12 protein-coding genes are annotated in these 18057 nt (G+C 38.7%); 8 read left to right on the top strand and 4 right to left on the bottom strand.

The features are described 5' to 3' along the window. Window positions 1-193 precede the first annotated feature (193 nt). The 4 genes from ABD769_RS12380 to pbpC all read left to right on the top strand — a co-directional run bounded on the left by ABD769_RS12380 (window position 194) and on the right by pbpC (window position 9910). Entirely contained in the window at window positions 194-5785 is a 5592-nt protein-coding gene (locus tag ABD769_RS12380; RefSeq protein WP_344851728.1) for an alpha-2-macroglobulin family protein, read from the top strand. Window positions 5786-6066: 281 nt separating this feature from the next. Beyond that, entirely contained in the window at window positions 6067-6615 is a 549-nt protein-coding gene (locus ABD769_RS12375) for a transposase (RefSeq protein WP_344851727.1), read from the top strand. 128 nt (window positions 6616-6743) lie between these two features. Continuing rightward, window positions 6744-7379: a hypothetical protein gene (locus tag ABD769_RS12370; protein ID WP_344851726.1), complete on the top strand. Its 636-nt coding sequence runs from the start codon at window positions 6744-6746 to the stop codon at window positions 7377-7379. Between the two features lie 149 nt (window positions 7380-7528). Then, window positions 7529-9910, top strand: a complete 2382-nt coding sequence (pbpC, locus tag ABD769_RS12365; protein WP_344851725.1) for a penicillin-binding protein 1C — start codon at window positions 7529-7531, stop codon at window positions 9908-9910. A 257-nt stretch (window positions 9911-10167) separates the two neighbouring features. On the opposite strand, the gene ABD769_RS12360 is transcribed toward pbpC, so the two are convergent. Together ABD769_RS12360 and ABD769_RS12355 are read right to left on the bottom strand one after the other, a co-directional pair. Continuing rightward, on the bottom strand, window positions 10168-10860 hold the full coding sequence (locus ABD769_RS12360; RefSeq protein WP_344851724.1) for a lysoplasmalogenase: 693 nt from the start codon (window positions 10858-10860) through the stop codon (window positions 10168-10170). Beyond that, window positions 10850-12067, bottom strand: a complete 1218-nt coding sequence (locus ABD769_RS12355) for a sterol desaturase family protein (RefSeq protein ID WP_344851723.1) — start codon at window positions 12065-12067, stop codon at window positions 10850-10852. The genes ABD769_RS12360 and ABD769_RS12355 overlap by 11 nt, the downstream gene beginning before the upstream one ends. 194 nt (window positions 12068-12261) lie before the next feature. Here ABD769_RS12355 and ABD769_RS12350 point away from each other — a divergent pair, with 194 nt between their 5' ends. Further along, window positions 12262-12612, top strand: a complete 351-nt coding sequence (locus ABD769_RS12350) for a hypothetical protein (protein WP_344851722.1) — start codon at window positions 12262-12264, stop codon at window positions 12610-12612. Window positions 12613-13148: 536 nt separating this feature from the next. Beyond that, the gene (locus tag ABD769_RS12345; RefSeq protein WP_344851721.1) at window positions 13149-13793 is read left to right on the top strand and encodes a phosphatase PAP2 family protein; all 645 of its coding nucleotides are present in this window, start codon (window positions 13149-13151) and stop codon (window positions 13791-13793) included. On the opposite strand, the gene ABD769_RS12340 is transcribed toward ABD769_RS12345, so the two are convergent. After that, a complete protein-coding gene (locus tag ABD769_RS12340; RefSeq protein ID WP_344851720.1) occupies window positions 13783-14385 on the bottom strand; it encodes a Crp/Fnr family transcriptional regulator in 603 nt (200 codons plus the stop codon). The genes ABD769_RS12345 and ABD769_RS12340 overlap by 11 nt on opposite strands. Before the next feature lie 213 nt (window positions 14386-14598). On the opposite strand from ABD769_RS12340, the gene ABD769_RS12335 reads away from it, so the two are divergent. Next, window positions 14599-15264, top strand: coding sequence for an HAD family hydrolase (locus ABD769_RS12335; RefSeq protein ID WP_344851719.1), 666 nt, complete (start codon window positions 14599-14601; stop codon window positions 15262-15264). A 72-nt stretch (window positions 15265-15336) separates the two neighbouring features. Here the strand turns inward: ABD769_RS12335 and ABD769_RS12330 are convergent, their stop codons facing one another. Further along, entirely contained in the window at window positions 15337-16509 is a 1173-nt protein-coding gene (locus ABD769_RS12330) for an aldose epimerase family protein (RefSeq protein WP_344851718.1), read from the bottom strand. Between the two features lie 348 nt (window positions 16510-16857). Between ABD769_RS12330 and mgrA the strand changes: the two genes are divergently transcribed. Next, a complete protein-coding gene (mgrA, locus tag ABD769_RS12325; RefSeq protein ID WP_344851717.1) occupies window positions 16858-17847 on the top strand; it encodes an L-glyceraldehyde 3-phosphate reductase in 990 nt (329 codons plus the stop codon). Window positions 17848-18057: the final 210 nt, after the last annotated feature.

The raw sequence follows: 18057 nt of genomic DNA, 5'->3' as shown, positions 1-18057 counted from the left end.
TGTTGTAAACATATCCAAATCCATGCAAATGAGCAAACCATTTGCTTTAATTTTCAACATTATTTCTTTTAACGTCGATTTTAGTTAATTTTCAGAAGGAATATGGGTTTTGCAGTTTAAACAGGCAAATTACGGCATAGCAATTGCTCCAAACGCAACATCATATTTCCATTTATCTTAACGAATTTTCCCTATGGAACAACCATCTACCTACCAATCGTCCTCAAAAAAGAAATTTATTTTTATCGGATTGCTCGCCGTTTCTATAGCAGCAATTGTTTTTATTTATTTTAAGCATAAGAAGAAAAACCACGAGGAAAATCAGGCTTACGCTAAGTATATAGAAGCCTATACTTCCGGAACGATTTCGAAAAAGAGTTTTATCCGCGTTCACCTGGCCAATGCTGCTACGGGCATGCAGGACTTAGGCAAAGCCGATTCCCGCGAACTTTTCGACTTCTCCCCTTCCATTTCAGGAAAAACCTATTGGATCGATCCGCAAACGGTAGAATTCAGGCCGGATGAAAACCTGAAACCAGGCAAAAATTATGAAGCTACTTTCAAATTATCAGAAGTTTCTGCTACCGAAAAAGGTCTCGAAGATTTCGATTTTGAATTTAAGGTGATCACCCCAGGCATTATGCTCTCGCAAAACGGACTGGTTTCGCAAAACAATACTTCCCTGGATTACATGAAACTTACAGGTGAAGTGGCCACTGCGGATGTGGAAGAAACGGGTAAAATTGAAAAAACGCTTTCACTTGATTTTGATCAGAAAATAAAAATCAAATGGCAACATGATCCGGCGAAAAACAGCTCAAAATTCACCATCGATAGTATCAAAAAAACAGGTAACGATCAAAATTTAAAAATAGAATGGGATGGTGATGCCATTGATGCCGATCAGAAAGGAGAAGTAGAAGTACGCGTTCCATCTATAAATAAATTCGAAATCCTGGATATGAAAGCCATCCAAGGGGAGGAAGATTATGCCCTGGTACAATTTTCAGAGCCGATTGGTGTAGGACAGGATTTAACGGGTATGATTACGCTGGGCAACTTAAGTGATGTAAGGTACACCATTGATGCCAGTCAGGTTAAAGTATATGCTCCGGAAGAATTAAAGGGCAATTATACATTAAGTGTTAATGCAGGGGTAGAAAATATCAATGCCAAAACGCTAAGCACGGGTAAAGTGGCTAACCTGGTTTTTGAAGATAAATTGCCATCTGTTACCATTGCGGGTGCAGGAACTATTTTACCCAATTCAGGCAAACTGGTTCTGCCTTTCGAAGCGATTAATTTAAAAGCAGTTGATGTAACAGTAATTAAAATTTATGAAAATAATATCCCTCAGTTCTTCCAAACCAATAGTTATAAAGATGGTAACGAACTGCGCCGGGTAGCGAAACCTATTTTACAGAAAACGGTTCGACTGGACGAAGATAAAGCACTTAATCTACATAAAAAGAACCGGTTTACGCTCGATCTTGATAAAATGATCCGTACCGAGCCGGGTGCCATGTACCGCGTTACCATTGCTTTCAGACAGGAGTATAATGCATACAATTGCAAGGCCGGAGTAGAAAGCGGCGACAGTAATGATGAGGAAAGTGAGTATGGAGATTACGAGGGCTATGGTGAAAAAATTGATGAAGACGACGATTTCTGGCAGCGTTACAACAATTATTACCCATCAAATTACAGGTGGAATGATAAGGATAATCCCTGCACGCCTTCCTTTTATACCAACCAGCGCTGGGCAAGCAGAAACTTAATTGCCTCAAATATTGGTTTAGTTGCCAAAAGAGGAAATGACAACTCAATGCTAATTATTGCAACCGATTTGTTAACTGCAAAACCATTGAGCGGGGTAAACCTCGAATTAATGGATTACCAGAAACAAATCATTTTCACCACTAAAACAGATGGTGATGGTTTCGCAAGATTTGATTTAAAACGCCAGCCTTTCTTATTAATTGCCAAAAATGGTTCTGAAAGAGGCTATTTAAAACTGGATGATGGAAGTTCCCTTCCCCTAAGCCGTTTTGATGTGGGTGGCGATGTAGTGCAAAGTGGCTTAAAAGGTTTTATTTATGGCGAACGTGGTGTTTGGCGTCCTGGTGATAGTTTATTTGTTTCTTTCGTTCTGGAAGATAAACTGAAAAAATTGCCTGCTAATTACCCGGTAACCATGGAATTTTATAATCCAAAAGGCCAGTTGTATAAACGCCTGATTAATGGAAAACCGGTAAATGGATTTTATACTTTCAAAACCGCTACCGAAAGTACTGCGCCTACCGGTAACTGGATGGCAAAAGTTAAAGCTGGTGGCGCTACCTTCACCAAGACTTTAAAAATTGAAACGGTAATGCCTAACCGTTTAAAAATTGATTTCAACATTGGTAACAGGCCTTATTTAAGTGCAGGAACATCGGCTGCTACCCTATCGGCCAAATGGCTTTTCGGTGCGGTTGCCCAAAACTTAAAAGCAAAGGTTGATGTTAACCTGAATACTACAGAAACCAAATTTAAAGGTTTTGAAGGTTTCAGTTTCGATAATCCAACCGTAAATTTCGAATCGCAGGTAAAAACCATTTTCGAAGGCACTTTAAATCAGAATGGTACGGCGCAGATCAATACCAATTTAAATGAAAACAATACTGCTCCAGGCGTATTAAGAGCAAACTTCACAACAAAAGTTTTCGAACCGGGAGGTAATTTCAGTATCGATAATTTTAGCATTCCTTATCACGTTTATAGCAGTTATCTTGGTATCCGTCCGGAAAAAGGCGACCGTTTAAGCGGCATGCTGGTTACCGGAAAGGATCATAAAATCGAAATTGTTAATGTAAATACTGACGGAAAACTATTAAGCGGCACCAAAACCGTTACCGTAGAATTATATAAAACCCAATGGCGCTGGTGGTGGGAACAGGATGACCAGTACACTTATGCCAATTTTACCCAAAATCAATTTAATAAACTGGTAGAAAGCCATCAGGTAAACTTGTTTAATGGTAAGGGAAGCTGGAATTTAAGGGTAGACGAGCCAGAATGGGGACGTTATTTAATTTTGGTGCGCGATGCAAACGGTGGCCATGTAACCGGGAAATCAGTTTATGTAGATTGGCCGGGCTGGGCACAACGTGAGCAAGGCAGCAATCCTACCGAAGCTTCGATGCTTTCTTTCACCGCCAATAAAGAGAAGTTTACCGTTGGCGAAGACATTACGTTAACTATCCCAACAGGTAAAAACGGCAGGGCGTTAATCTCCATTGAAAATGGTAGCCGCGTATTAAAAACTTTCTGGGTAGATACTAAAGCCGGACAAACACAATTTAAGTTTAAGGCAGAGAAAGAAATGGCACCGAACGTTTTTGCCAATATTACCCTATTACAGCCTCATGCACAAACGGTTAACGATTTGCCGATCAGGATGTATGGTGCCATTCCGCTTTCGGTAGAAGATCCGCAAACCATCTTAAAACCAACCATAAAAATGTTGGATAAAATTAAGCCTGAAACGGAAAACACCATTACCGTAGGTGAACAAAACGGCAAAGCAATGACTTATACTATTGCCCTGGTTGATGAAGGCTTGTTAGATTTAACACGCTTTAAAACACCGGATCCGCATGGCGCATTTTATGCCCGCGAAGGTTTGGGTGTTAAAACCTGGGATTTATTCGATTATGTTTTAGGTGCATGGGGCGGAAATTTGGAACGTATTTTAAGTATCGGTGGTGATGGCAGCATCAATAAAAACCTTAATCCGGCTAAAGCGAACCGTTTTAAAGCGGTGGTTAAATTTATGGGACCGTTTACCATTGGCAAAGGAGAAAGCAAGACACATAAATTTAAATTACCTCAATACATCGGTGCAGTGAGGGCAATGGTTGTTGCAGGACAAGATGCAGCCTATGGTTTCGCAGAAAAATCAGTTCAGGTTAAAAAACCCTTAATGGTGCTGGCTACCCTGCCAAGGGTAATTGGTCCTGGCGAGAGTTTTACGCTTCCTGTAACCGTTTTTGCTACAGAAAATAACCTTAAGAATGTATCGGTACAGCTTCAGGCCAGCAATTTAATCATTCAGGGGACAAACAAACAGCAGCTTTATTACAAACAAACTGGGGAGCAGATGACTTCTTTTGAGGTAAAAGCACCGAATAATGTAGGTATTGCCAAGGTAAAAGTAATCGCGCAAAGCGGAGCCGAAAAAACCGTTTACGATGTAGAAATGGATATCCGAAATCCGAATCCTTATGTAACCAATGTGGTTTCGGCAACAGTGCAGCCACATACAAAATGGGTGGTAAATTACTTGCCAATTGGCATGACAGGCACCAACTCAGGATCATTGGAAGTTTCCTCTATCCCGGCAATTAACCTGGGTAAAAGATTGGCTTATCTGATCCAGTATCCACATGGTTGTATTGAACAGACTACCTCGGGCATTTTCCCTCAGCTTTTCCTGGATCGGTTGAGTCCGTTAAATGAGCAGCAAAAAGCCACAACAGAGAAAAATATTAAAGCAGGTATCAACCGAATTAAAGGCTTCCAGACCACCGAAGGCGGTTTATCTTACTGGCCAGGAGAAGGTACTGCCGATGAATGGGGAAGTAATTATGCAGGGCATTTCTTAGTTGAAGCACAAAATGCTGGTTATACCCTACCGGTTGGCTTACTGGATGAATTGCTACGTTATCAAAAATCAAAAGCAGTAAACTGGGCACCAAACAGCAATAATTTTTACGGTGGCGATTTATCTCAGGCTTATCGTTTGTATATGCTTGCCCTGGCTAAAAAGCCAGAAATGGCCGCTATGAACCGCTTAAAGGCATTTGAATATTTATCGGTTGCCGCAAAATGGCGATTGGCAGCCGCCTACAAACTTGCCGGACAAAACGATGTGGCGCTGAATATGATCAGAGGATTGGATACTTCTATTCAGGCTTACAAACAATTGGGCGGCACGTATGGCTCAGATGTTCGTGATCAGGCCATGATTTTAGAAACCCTGACCCTGCTTGCTCAGAAGGCAAAAGCAGCCAGTTTATTGCAACCTTTAGCAGCCAAATTGGGCGAAAATACCTGGTACAGTACGCAAACAACGGCTTACAGTTTGCTGGCTATTGCGAAGTTCTGCGGAACGAACCAATCAGCCAATAAATTACAGTACCAATATGTACTGGATGGAAAAACTGCGCCGGTTAATTCTAATCAATATATCAACAGTACGCCGGTAAACTTTAAAGGCAATACCGCATCAGTTACCAATAATGGCAATAATGTATTGTTTGTGCGTTTGGTTTTGGAAGGACAGCCTGTTGCTGGTCAGAATAATTTCTTACCTAACCGACCTGAGGTTTTGGATATGAATGTGGTTTACAAACGTTTAAACGGAAAAGTTTTAGACCCAGCTACTTTAAAACAAGGCACTGATTTTTATGCAGAGGTTACGGTGAAAAATCCTGGGCGAATGGGTTATTATGAACAAATGGCATTAACACAGATTTTCCCTTCGGGATGGGAAATCATTAATACCCGAGTTAACGATAATCAAAGTATTTTGGCCTCATCTCCATTTACTTATCAGGATATCAGGGACGACCGCGTTTTCACCTACTTTAATATAAGGGAAGGCGAAAGTCTGGTTTATAAAGTATTGCTCAACGCTTCGTATTTGGGTAAATATTATTTATCGGCTGTGCAGTGTGAAGCAATGTATAATAATGATATCTCGGCAACCGAGGCTGGTAAGTGGGTGCAGGTGGTGAAGTAAAATTCTCAATTAAACCTCGCAGGTTTTAAAAGCTTGCGAGGTTATTAAATGTAGAAAACGGTTTGTGAAGACGCGAACCATGGCATTTGAATTTTAAAATAGAAAGAAAAATGGTTCGTGATGACACGAACCATGGCGGAGCATTTGAATTTTACAAAAATGGTTCGTGGAGACACGAACCATGGCATTGGTAAGGTGAAAGTACAACTCGCCGCGGTTCGTGTCTCCACGAGATGAATTATTTGATAAAATATTTGTCGTCACAAATCAAAACCTAAAGCATGGATAAATTATTTGAAGGCAGAAGAAAGAATTATATGGAGATTGGTCAAATTTACTTTTGGACAGCTACTATAAATAAATGGCAAAAGTTATTGGAAAAAGAAGTATTTAAAAAGATTATCCTAAGCTCATTAGAGCACTTGAGTAAATTAAAAAAACTTGATGTTTTTGCTTTTGTTATAATGCCAAATCACATCCATACCATTTGGAGAACTAATGAATTAAATGGAAAAGAAACTGTTCAAGGTTCATTTTTAAAATATACGGCCCATGAATTTAAAAAACTCTTAAATCAAGATGAATTAAGAAATTATTTTACTGCTGCAATCAATAAAAATTATGAATTTTGGCAGAGAGATTCATTAGCAATTCATTTATATTCACCAGCAGTAGCTTATCAAAAATTAGCATATTTACATCATAATCCTTGCACAGAGCATTGGCAATTAGCAGTTAACCCAGAAGATTATTTATACTCTTCGGCATCTTTTTATGAGAAAAATGAATTGAGATATCCCTTTTTGAAGGATTTAAGACTAGAATTTTAAAATTGATTGATTTGTGATAAGCGGATCATGACAATTGATGTTTAAATCAAAAATGGTTCGTGCGAAACGAACCATGGCTTTGGAGGAAATAACGAATCGAAGAACATACACAACAGAAATCAGTCCGAATGAAAATTATATTTACAATTCTTGTTTTTTTTATTCCCTTGTGTTCAATTGCACAAAAAACCGCAATTGTATCCGACAGTAACTACCAGATGGGATATATTTACCTTAAAGGAGCATTTAAGCCAAAAGTACTTGCCGAAAACGACTTAAATTTTAATCTGTTAACTTATTTGACTAATTATTTGAATAAAAAAAATGTTGAAAATAAGGAATTGGAAAATTTTGATTTTAAAGAGCTGGAGTATTTTTCTCAGCGATATAAATACAAAAAAATGGTTGCTTATGCTGAAGATTTCTGTATTAAAAATAACCTGGATCAGATTATAATTATCAGAACAAAAAATGCCTACACCTTAGCAGATCCTATGCGAATGTTTTTTGGTTTCGATCATGATTTTGGCATTGCAACATTGAGTATGTATGATAAACGACCAATGTTGTTTTATAATTTTTCACTGATCAGGTATTTAAAAGGAAGCAATGATTTTAAAGTACTCCTTGAGCCCGGCTATAAAAATCACAAATTCGATGAGGAAGTTTTTGATAAAGAAAATTACAAACTAATAAATGATAAAGTTTTAACGTATTTCCAGCCAGTTTTTGAAACGGTATTAAATAAGGCACTTGATAAATAAATTTATAAAACGCTTAAGCCCTATTTCTGATTCTGAACCACGCATAAGCGTTAACCTATTTTAGTAATAATATTTAAATATTCCGCCACGGTTCGTGTCGTCTTGGTTCATGTCTCCACGAATCAAAACTTAATAAATCATCAAAACAAATGAACAAAACCCCGAAAGCATTCCTCATTTCCGATCTTTTCTGTATTGCCTTGCTTTTGGTATTTCTTTTTTCATTACCCTCAAAACTTTTCAAAACACCCACTTCCTACGTTATCGAGGCCAGTAATGGGAATTTACTGAGTGCTGCAATTGCCAGCGATGGACAGTGGCGCTTCCCGGTGGCCGATAGCGTTCCTGTAAAATTTAAAGATTGTATTATAGCATTTGAGGATAAGCGGTTTTATAATCACTTCGGTGTTGATATTCTGGCCATGAGCAGGGCCATGCGCCAGAACTGGCGGGCTAAAAGCGTGGTAAGCGGCGGAAGTACCTTAACCATGCAGGTCATCCGGCTCTCGCGGAAACAAGACCGCACCGTTTGGCAAAAGCTACTCGAAGTAATTTTAGCCTTGCGCTTAGAGCTAAAATATTCAAAAGAAGAAATTTTAGGTTTATATGCTGCCAATGCGCCTTTCGGCAGTAATGTTGTTGGCCTTGAGGCAGCCAGCTGGCGTTACTACGGACGCGATGCAAAAACCCTTTCATGGGGCGAAATGGCAACACTCGCGGTTCTTCCCAATAGTCCGTCTTTGGTTCATCCGGGTAAAAACTCGACCAGACTGATTAAAAAGAGAAACGATTTGTTGGATAAACTCGCTCAGCTTAAATACATCGATCAGGCTACTGCTAATTTATCAAAATTAGAACCGGTTCCAGGCAAACCTATGCCCCTGCCGCAAAATGCGCCGCACTTATTAAACCGTTTTAAAGCAGAAAGAGCAAGTCTTAAAATCAATTCTACCAGGATAACTTCTACATTAGATGAAAACATTCAGTTAAAAGTAAATACGATTTTAAAACGTTATAACAACCGCTACAGGGCCAACGACATCAATAATATTTCGGCTTTGGTGCTTAATGCCAGAACCGGCCAGGTAGTAAGTTACGTGGGCAATATTTATCAACCTGAAAATGCCGATCTGCAAAGTCATGTGGATATGATTAAAGCGCCACGCAGTCCTGGCAGCACCTTAAAACCCTTGCTCTACGCCAGTATGATGAATGATGGTTTCATTTTGCCGCATACTTTAATTCCCGATATTCCTACACAAATAGCGGGTTATTCGCCACAAAATTACGATTTAGGCTATGACGGTGCCATCGCTGCAGATAAAGCCCTGAGCCGCTCGCTAAATATCCCTGCAGTAAAAATGCTGCAGCAATATAAATACGAACGTTTTTACGATAAGCTTAAAAAATTAGGGATTGGTACTTTAAACCAACCGGCAGATCATTATGGCCTCTCGCTGATTTTAGGCGGTAGCGAGGTAACCATGTGGGATCTGGCCAATACCTACATGGGCATGGTGCGTACATTAAACCATTTCAATACCTATAAAGGGCTTTACAATCCAGACGATTACAAACCTGCAACTTATTTTAATACCAACAATAAAGATGAAAAAGATTACCAGCGCAATTCATTTTTAGATCACGGTTCGATATGGGCCACTTTTAATGCCATGGAAGAAGTTATGAGGCCCGGCGATGAAGGTTTATGGGAACAGTTTTCATCATCACAAAGAGTCGCCTGGAAAACAGGCACCAGTTTTGGTTTCCGCGATGCCTGGGCAGTGGGTTTAACCCCTGATTATGTTGTATGCGTTTGGGTGGGCAATGCCGATGGTGAAGGAAGGCCTGGCCTTGTGGGTATCGAAGCAGCAGCCCCGGTTTTATTCGATATTTTTAGGCTATTGCCCAATGGAAAATGGTTCGAAACACCAGCTACTAAACTCAAAAAGCTGAAAATCTGTAAGCAGAGCGGCTACAAAGCCGGAGAATACTGCACAAGTGTAGTAGAAGAATTTGTGCCTGTCTCTGGAGAGAAAACAGCGGTTTGCCCCTACCACAAATTGGTACATCTGGATCAAACAGGAGCTTACCGCGTAACCGACCAATGCGAAAGTGTAACCAATATGCAGCACAAAAGCTGGTTTATCTTGCCACCGGCAATGGAATATTATTATAAAATAAAAAATAGCGATTATAAAAACCTTCCTCCTTTTAAAGAGGGTTGTAATCCTTCAGGTGGGAATAGTGTAATGGAAGTAATTTATCCTAAAAATAACGCCATAGTGTACATTCCGTTAGAATTAGATGGCACGAGGGGTAAAATTGTAATTAACGCGGCACACCGGAATTCGGGATCAAAAATATACTGGCATATTGATAATGAATATGTTGCCACCACCACCAATTTTCATCAATTGGCCATTAGTCCGCCGCCAGGTAAGCATACTTTAACACTTGTTGATGAGAATGGCGAACGCCTGGTGCAGGTTTTTACGGTTTTGGATAAAGAGAAGAAAGGTGGAAAGTAGGGGGTAATGTTGAAGGTTCAGGTAATGTTGTATATTTTTATTTCCTCTCCTGCCTGGAGTTTTATAAACCTGATAAAGTGGAAATCCTTTTTAATTTGCACAACTATACATAAACTGTAGTGCTGAGGCACGAAGCACCTGTAACCGATATACTCCCTCCGTATTCAATGCACTGACAGTACCTGATTAAAAAGATTGGAACGATAGCAGGACTACAGCAACCGATTAGCTCAGAACCTTGCTTTTCAAAAAACAAACTATACTTCAGTCCTTGTTACCACCAGCTTACGTTCTATGGTACCATAAACGATCAGATATTGTGCAATCATATAGCTCGCCATAATCAGCGCACCGCCCTGCTGAATGGGCTGTGCAAATTTATTCACAGCTAAAACACTGTCAGACAGCAGGAAAAAAAGCGCCCCATAAAGTATTAGTTTAAAACTGAAAATATTCACCTTTCCGTAACGGTTAACCGCCATAAGCACCATTACACAGATGATAATGGCATACATTAAAACAGGAAACTGCATTACGCCAAGATGCGGCTGCAAATAGAAAAACAAACCTGAACAGAAAATAGCAAAGGCTCCTACTGCCCACAGAAAATATGGCGTTTTATGACCTGGATTGGATTTATGATCGAGCGTAAAAGCCCTGATGTAAAAAATATGGCAAACTAAAAAGGCAACCAAACCAAAAATAAAAAAACTTGTCCTCCCATTTTGCAACATGAGTAACAAATCTCCTGCCCATGCAAAAATTAACCCCGTAAAAATCCTTTTATGGAAACGGCCTTTTAAGTTTGTAGCAGCGTAGAGCCATACCAAAAGTACCATCACAATTAATGGTTTAGAAAAGGTACGCAAGCCGGCATTATTGGTATAGTCAGCGTAAAGTTGAATTACAAATACCAGAAAAAAAATAAATGAAAATAGCTTAGTCTTCATCAGGATTAGGATTTGCCTTTTGCAAATTAAAGAACCAAATTACGGATATTAACTGGATAGCCACAAATATAACCTGATATCCGATAGCGAATTTAAAAACCAGCACCAATAAAATGCCAAATATTAACCTGAAATATTCGAACTTAATTTGCCAGGCTTTCTGCTCTAATAATGCCCCACAGGTAATTAAAGTAAATATCGTAAAAAAAGATCCAGAAACTACAGCCATGGTTTCCATTTTATGGTAAGAAAACAATATGGCCGAGCCTGCAGCCAAAGCCACTAAAAATTGTACGAGTACGTAGCCGATTAATTTAGATTGATATGCCGGATTGTATTTTTGATAAGTAAGGGGATTGATTTCTGGTGCAGACTGAAACCCGCCCAGATGTGAAGGGAACCAGCCCGGAGGTTTTATAAAAACTTTAATCTTATCGCTGATTTTTGGCGATTGTTTAGCCGTTTTAACCAGATCATCCCAGTAATGAAGGTTTGCCCAAACCGGGTTCCAGCTGGCCAGTGGCTTTGTAATGCCGTAATAAACTTCTTCCTCTTCTTTTTGGAAAGTACCGAAAATGCGGTCCCAGATGATTAAGGTACCGGCATGGTTTTTATCGATGTATTTAGGATTAGAGCCATGATGCACCCGGTGATGCGATGGCGTATTTAAAATATATTCCAGAAAACCCATATTTTTAATTGCCCGGGTATGGATCCAGAACTGATATAGCGTATTAAAGGAACTCAGCGTTAAAAACATAACCGGATCGAAACCAACAAAGGCCAGCGGCAGGTAAAACACCCAGCTAAACCAGCCCTGAAACCAGCTTTGGCGCAAAGCAACGGTGAGGTTGTATTCTTCTGACTGATGGTGCACAATGTGCGCTGCCCATAAAGCATTTACCTGGTGACTCATCCGGTGAAACCAATAATAGAAAAAATCGACACCGATAAACAAAAGGATCCAGATCCAGATAGTTTTTGGTAATTCGAACAGGCGCCAATGCTCAAAAATGTATTTATACCCAAAAAACAGGGCTGTTTTCATAAAAATGCCGGTAAGCTGCTGCCCTATCCCCTGACTTAAGTTGGCAATACTATCGTTTAGCCGGTAGTAGTTTAGCCTCTTATAAAAATTATAGGCCAGTTCGATCCCGATAAGGATAAAAAATACTGGCACAGATAACGCAATGTAATCCACTTTCATACAGGCTAAAATATTTGGCTGGTGATCTTAATCTTACAATTTAGAAAATATCCACGTGAAGAAAAAATCCTGTTCATGTAAAATTTATGCTTGTTTGAAATTTGCTATTGATTTCCGTCAAATTCAGCTTAACTTTGACTTGCTAAAAAACGGTATTGGCACTTTGGCCATTTTCGTTTATTCATCCCGTCAATATGAAAAAATTATCTCTCCTTCTGTTATTATCGGCCGGTGCATTTTATGCCAAAAGTCAAACTTTAGTATTGGCTAAAGATGCCGCTCAGTATGTAGGTAAAAATGTAACCATCTGCGATTCGGTTTACAGCACAAAGGGATTGGAAAAGTTAACTTTGATTAATTTAGGTGGTGCTTATCCAAAAGAACTCATTACCGTGGTTATCAATAAAGAAGACGAAAGTAAATTTCCTTCAGAACCTTCAAGCATGTTTATGGGAAATAAAATCTGCGTAACCGGCATTGTGACCGAATTTAAAGGCAAAAAACAGATTGTTGTTACCGATCCAAAGCAGATTGCTGTAAAATAACCTTCCAACATATCTTATTATAGTTGAGTGATTTGTAGCCTCTATATAAAGTAACACTGCAAACTATTAACTTCGAATTGTATTAATTGTTTTAACCTTGTTAACTGGTGCAGCTTAATAACTTTATTTGTTATACATAGCAAAAAACAACCTAAGCTCCTCCTCATTTAAAGGAGGTGGCTTCGGCTGGAGCGTTAACACTAAATTATTATTTATAGAATAAATGTAGAGTGGTGTGCTTCTTCAGTCGGCAGGAAATTAATCCTGCCAACCTCGTAAGCATAGATATCCTTATTATCTGGTTCGAAGATTCAAAATCATTTTAACATATCATAACGGTTTATACATATAGGCTTATTTCCTTGATGAATCGTTTTATTTCCTTGATGAATTTTTCTCACTACTGTAGTTTTGTTGCACCAAAAATCAAATATTTTATATCGTGCCAGATTTAGAAATATGGTTGATTTCTTAAAAACCATCAAAATTTTATTTCTATTGACATAAAATCCATAGTTTTGATTTTTGATCAGCCTATGTCCATCCTTTTGAAACGAAATACTTTAATTTTTATCCTGCTGGTACTGATTGTAGCATTTACAGGATTAAGCATTTTTATAGCCCAACATCCGATATTCGATGCTGATATTAAAATTTCGCTGTTTATTCAGCAATTTCATGCCGATTGGTTAGATAAAGTAATGCTGGCCATCAGCTTTTTTGGCGAACTGCCCTATTCGTTACTTTCGGTTGTAGTGGTAGCCGCCATTTTCTATTGGAAAAAATACAAGCGTGAGGGAATCTTCATTTCGACCGTTTTATTATCCGGACTGATTATTTTAGGCATAAAAAATGTAATTAACCGCCCCAGGCCAACAGCATTTTACGTTCGTTTGGTAGAAGTAAACCGTTTTCAAAGCTACCCAAGCGGGCACGTATTATCTTATACGCTATTTTTTGGCTTTCTGATTATCCTTATGTATAATCTGGAGAACATCCCGAAACGCACTAAAAATACCGTTACCTATCTGTCTGCCTTTCTGATTGTTACCATTGCCCCTTCCAGAATCTATTTAGGAGCACACTGGTTTACTGATACCGTTGGCGGATTTTTACTGGGACTGATCTGCCTTTTCCCCTTATGTTACTTCTACTTTAAAAAGAAACGGGTTAATCCTTAAGTTTTTCCTTTTTTCTGATTCTGCTTAAAGTTTCAATGCGGATGCCGAGATAACTGGCTAAAAACTTTAACGGAACCCTGAACTTTATGTTCGGGTGGCCATCTTTAAATTGCCTGTAACGTGCTTCTGCAGAAGGTATTCTGGATAAAATAGAACGCTCCTGCGACAGGTGATAATGAATGGCCAGAAGTTTTCGAGCCAACACATTGGTTTCGGGGAACTGCGCATACATCTCATCGATAAAGTGGTATGGTAGAATAAGCAGGTCTGAATCTTCCAGGGCCTGAAACTGCTCCTGGTAAGTAGGTTTAAGCGTACCCGGGTTTCTGATGCTTCCAATTAAATGATTTTCATCAATCAACCATGAAGTAATGTCTTTGCCTTCATCCACAATAAAGCCGCGGACTAAACCTTTGATAATAAAATATAAACAATCTCCATGTAATTCGCTAAAACAAGGTAAAATATTGTTTTTACGTACAGAAACCATAAATGTTTCGGCCCTTGCCTGCTCAATTATTTTTTCGCACAGCGGTTCCAGATCATTTAAATATTTAATAAGCGGTTCACTTTCATGCCTGGCAGCATCCATAACATTATCCCGGTTTTTAAAACAATGCAAGCTATTACTTGTATGCCGGATTTCCAAATACGCAAACGGGTGCAGGCGTTAAAAATTATATTTATGCAGATTTATTTACCAACATGTTCCGATTTATAGATACAGGAATAATTTAAATGTTAAATTTTGGATTGATGACCCTATTTTAACCTAATCATAAAAAAATCTGATAATTTTGCCGCCATGATAATTCCTAAACCTAAAGCCTTTCTCTTCGATTTAAACGGTACCATGATTAACGACATGGCTTTTCATAATGAGGCATGGCATAGTATCCTTACGCAGGATTTAGGTGCTAGCATCAGCTTCGATGCGGTAAAAAAACAGATGTACGGTAAAAACCAGGACCTTTTAGAACGTGTTTTTGGTGTTGGCCATTTTTCTCAGGAGCAGATTGATCAGATCTCCATTGAAAAAGAACACCGGTACCAGGCCGCATATAAAAAACATTTAACGCTGATTGCCGGATTAGGGGAGTTTATGGAAAAGGCAAAACAATCAGGTATTCAAATGGCCATCGGCTCGGCTGCAATTCCTTTTAATATCAATTTTGTACTCGATAATTTAAATATCCGTTCGTACTTTAAAACAATAGTAAGTGCCGAAGATGTGGTAAACAGCAAGCCCGATCCCGAAACTTTTACCAAAGGTGCTCAGATTTTAGGCATTGATGCCAGCGAATGCATAGTTTTTGAAGATGCACCAAAAGGTGTTGAAGCGGCACAAAATGCGGGGATGAAATGTATAGCGCTTACTACCATGCATACCAAAGAGGAGTTTTCGGCTTATAATAACATCATTGCTTTTATAGAAGATTATACCGATCCGGTTTTACAGGATCTTTTCTAAACAAATACGGTCTGTGTTTCCACAGACCGTATATCATGTTATCATTATTGAGATGTAGGGATTACCAAAAAATTATTTGGTAAATTTATAGATTGAACTTGTTTTGTAAACCTGGCCGGGCTTCAATACTGTTGATGGAAAGGCAGGCTGGTTAGGAGAATCGGGAAAATGCTGGGTTTCCATGGCTATTGCCGTTCTGAAATCATCTTTTGCACCCGATTTAAAGGTATTTTTACTTTGCATAAAATTACCACTATAAAACTGTAAACCAGGTTCTTGCGTATAAATATCCATTACAATTCCTGATTTATCTCCTTTAACAGTAGCTGCATGAAACATACCCATCGCTTTGGTTTTACTGAGCACGTAATTATGATCGTAACCTTTCCCGAAAGTTAATTGTTCGTTTTTGTCGTTTATGCGTGCACCTATCGCTGTTGCTTTGTTAAAATCGAAAGGCGTTCCTGCTACTTTTTCAATTTTCCCTGTTGGGATCAGGGTCGAATCTACCGGAGTATATCCATCAGCATAAATTTGCACCTCATGGTTTAAAATCGTTCCGCTTCCATCGCCATTTAAATTAAAAAACGCATGGTTGGTTAAATTTACCACCGTTGTTTTATTTGTTTTGGCTTCATAATCCATTTTTAATTCATTATCATCGGTTAAAGTATAAGTAACCTTCACATCTAAATTGCCCGGAAAATTTTCATCGCCATCTTTTGATAAATAATGTAATACCAAAGTATTAGCTGCTGTTTGGGTAGCATCCCAAACCACGTATTGATAACCTTTTTTACCACCATGGAGCGTATTTTGCCCGTTATTGGTAAATAAAGAATAGGTTTTACCTTCAAGTGTAAATTTTCCTTTGGCAATGCGGTTGCCGTAACGGCCAATGGTTGCACCAAAATACGGCTCTGTCGATTTTTCATAGTCGCTTACACTTTTAAAACCCACCACAACATCAACCAGTTTACCATCTTTATCGGGTACCAATAAACTCACCAAACGCCCGCCGTAATTGGTAAAAATAGCTTCCCCATTATTTTTATTTTTCAAAGTGTATAAAGCGGTTTGTTTGCCGTCAATTTCTTTTTTAAAAGAATCTGGAACTAATTTTACAACCGCTGCAGAGTCGCTTTTTAAACTATCTGTTGAGGAAGATTTTTTGGTTTCAGATTGGCAGGATGCAAATCCGATTGCAGCCAGAACGCCGAGGCCCGCTAATGATTTTAATTTCATAAAATGGAATACTTGGTTTAGATTTTATTTATTTTTTAAATATAAGTATATCACTTAACAATACAAATAAAACGATTTAGATGATTGTACAGCCATATAGTAAAGAATTATTTACTTTAAGCAGCACCAATGAGATGATTTGTAGAAATGATGATGACAAAATGTAGAAATACTATAAAAGAGATGAAACCGCCTTTACAAAGCATCTTCGTACCGTCATTGCTGAGAAGTCTTTTTCAACTGAATGGCTCCGACTTTCCGGAAGTATAATATTTAATAGCTAAAATCTAAGTCAGCATTCCTTAAAATCCATTGAAACTGATTATTATTGCGTTCTAATCATAAAATATGTATCAGCCTATATCTGCAGAACGCTACGATAAAATGTTATACCGCCGTTGTGGCAAGAGCGGCATTAAATTACCAGCCATTTCATTGGGTTTATGGCATAATTTCGGACATGTTAATGTTTTTGAGAACAGCAAGAACTTAATTTACACCGCTTTTAATAATGGCATTACCCACTTCGATTTAGCCAACAACTATGGTCCGCCTCCGGGTTCGGCAGAAGAAGTTTTTGGTAAAATCCTTCACGAAGATTTTAAAGGCTACCGCGACGAAATGATTATTTCGAGCAAAGCCGGATATACCATGTGGGATGGCCCATATGGAGACTGGGGATCGAAAAAATACCTGGTATCGAGTCTGGATCAAAGTTTAAAACGCATGAAACTGGATTATGTTGATATTTTTTATCACCACCGCCCCGATCCGGAAACCCCGCTCGAAGAAACCATGGGTGCTTTAAGTTTAATGGTGCAGCAGGGAAAGGCTTTGTATGCAGGTATATCAAATTATCAGGCGGAAGAAGCTGAAAGGGCCATTAAAATTTTAAAAGACAATGGTACACCTTGTTTAATACACCAGCCAAAATATTCGATGTTTGAGCGTTGGGTGGAAGGTGGCTTACTTGATGTTTTAGAAAACAATGGTGTAGGCTGTATTCCATTTTCGCCTTTAGCACAAGGATTGCTGACCGATAAATATTTGCACGGTATTCCGGCTGACTCGAGAGTGGCCACCAGCGGCGTTTTCTTAAAAGAAAGCAACATAACCCCTGAAAAAATTGAAGTGATTGGTAAATTAAATGAAGTAGCAAAAGCCCGAGGACAAAAACTGGCACACATGGCTTTATCATGGATTTTAAAGGATCAACGCATTACAACGGTACTGATAGGTGCCAGTAAACCAGAACAGATTACAGATTCAATTAAAGCTTTAGATAATATAACATTTAGTGAAGCAGAGATTAAATTAATTGATGAAATTTTAGGTTAAAATTCCCAAAATAGTCGTTATCCCGACGGAGCATCGCAAAATGGAGAAATCTTTGAACTTTGGCAGAGATTTCTCCGCTGTGATCGAAATGATTGTTATGATAAAAACAAATTTTAAGCGGCAATATTAAAGTTATTTTTATAGCTCTCCTGGTTTTTAATAACAGCAGCAATTCTTAGCGCTATTTTGTTTCTAACGGCATTAATTACG

The organism is Pedobacter jeongneungensis (assembly GCF_039538295.1).
In the GTDB taxonomy this organism is placed as follows: domain Bacteria; phylum Bacteroidota; class Bacteroidia; order Sphingobacteriales; family Sphingobacteriaceae; genus Pedobacter; species Pedobacter jeongneungensis.
The sequence above is the reverse complement of the archived record's forward strand: the minus strand, read 5'-3'. Positions and strand labels throughout refer to the sequence as shown.

Bases quoted from the DNA above. Each gene is read 5' to 3' on its own strand.
- ABD769_RS12380 (WP_344851728.1), top strand. From the start codon at position 194: ATGGAACAACCATCTACCTACCAATCGTCCTCAAAAAAGAAATTTATT.
- ABD769_RS12375 (WP_344851727.1), top strand. From the start codon at position 6,067: ATGGATAAATTATTTGAAGGCAGAAGAAAGAATTATATGGAGATTGGT.
- ABD769_RS12370 (WP_344851726.1), top strand. From the start codon at position 6,744: ATGAAAATTATATTTACAATTCTTGTTTTTTTTATTCCCTTGTGTTCA.
- pbpC (WP_344851725.1), top strand. From the start codon at position 7,529: ATGAACAAAACCCCGAAAGCATTCCTCATTTCCGATCTTTTCTGTATT.
- ABD769_RS12360 (WP_344851724.1), bottom strand. From the start codon at position 10,860: ATGAAGACTAAGCTATTTTCATTTATTTTTTTTCTGGTATTTGTAATT.
- ABD769_RS12355 (WP_344851723.1), bottom strand. From the start codon at position 12,067: ATGAAAGTGGATTACATTGCGTTATCTGTGCCAGTATTTTTTATCCTT.
- ABD769_RS12350 (WP_344851722.1), top strand. From the start codon at position 12,262: ATGAAAAAATTATCTCTCCTTCTGTTATTATCGGCCGGTGCATTTTAT.
- ABD769_RS12345 (WP_344851721.1), top strand. From the start codon at position 13,149: ATGTCCATCCTTTTGAAACGAAATACTTTAATTTTTATCCTGCTGGTA.
- ABD769_RS12340 (WP_344851720.1), bottom strand. From the start codon at position 14,385: ATGGATGCTGCCAGGCATGAAAGTGAACCGCTTATTAAATATTTAAAT.
- ABD769_RS12335 (WP_344851719.1), top strand. From the start codon at position 14,599: ATGATAATTCCTAAACCTAAAGCCTTTCTCTTCGATTTAAACGGTACC.
- ABD769_RS12330 (WP_344851718.1), bottom strand. From the start codon at position 16,509: ATGAAATTAAAATCATTAGCGGGCCTCGGCGTTCTGGCTGCAATCGGA.
- mgrA (WP_344851717.1), top strand. From the start codon at position 16,858: ATGTATCAGCCTATATCTGCAGAACGCTACGATAAAATGTTATACCGC.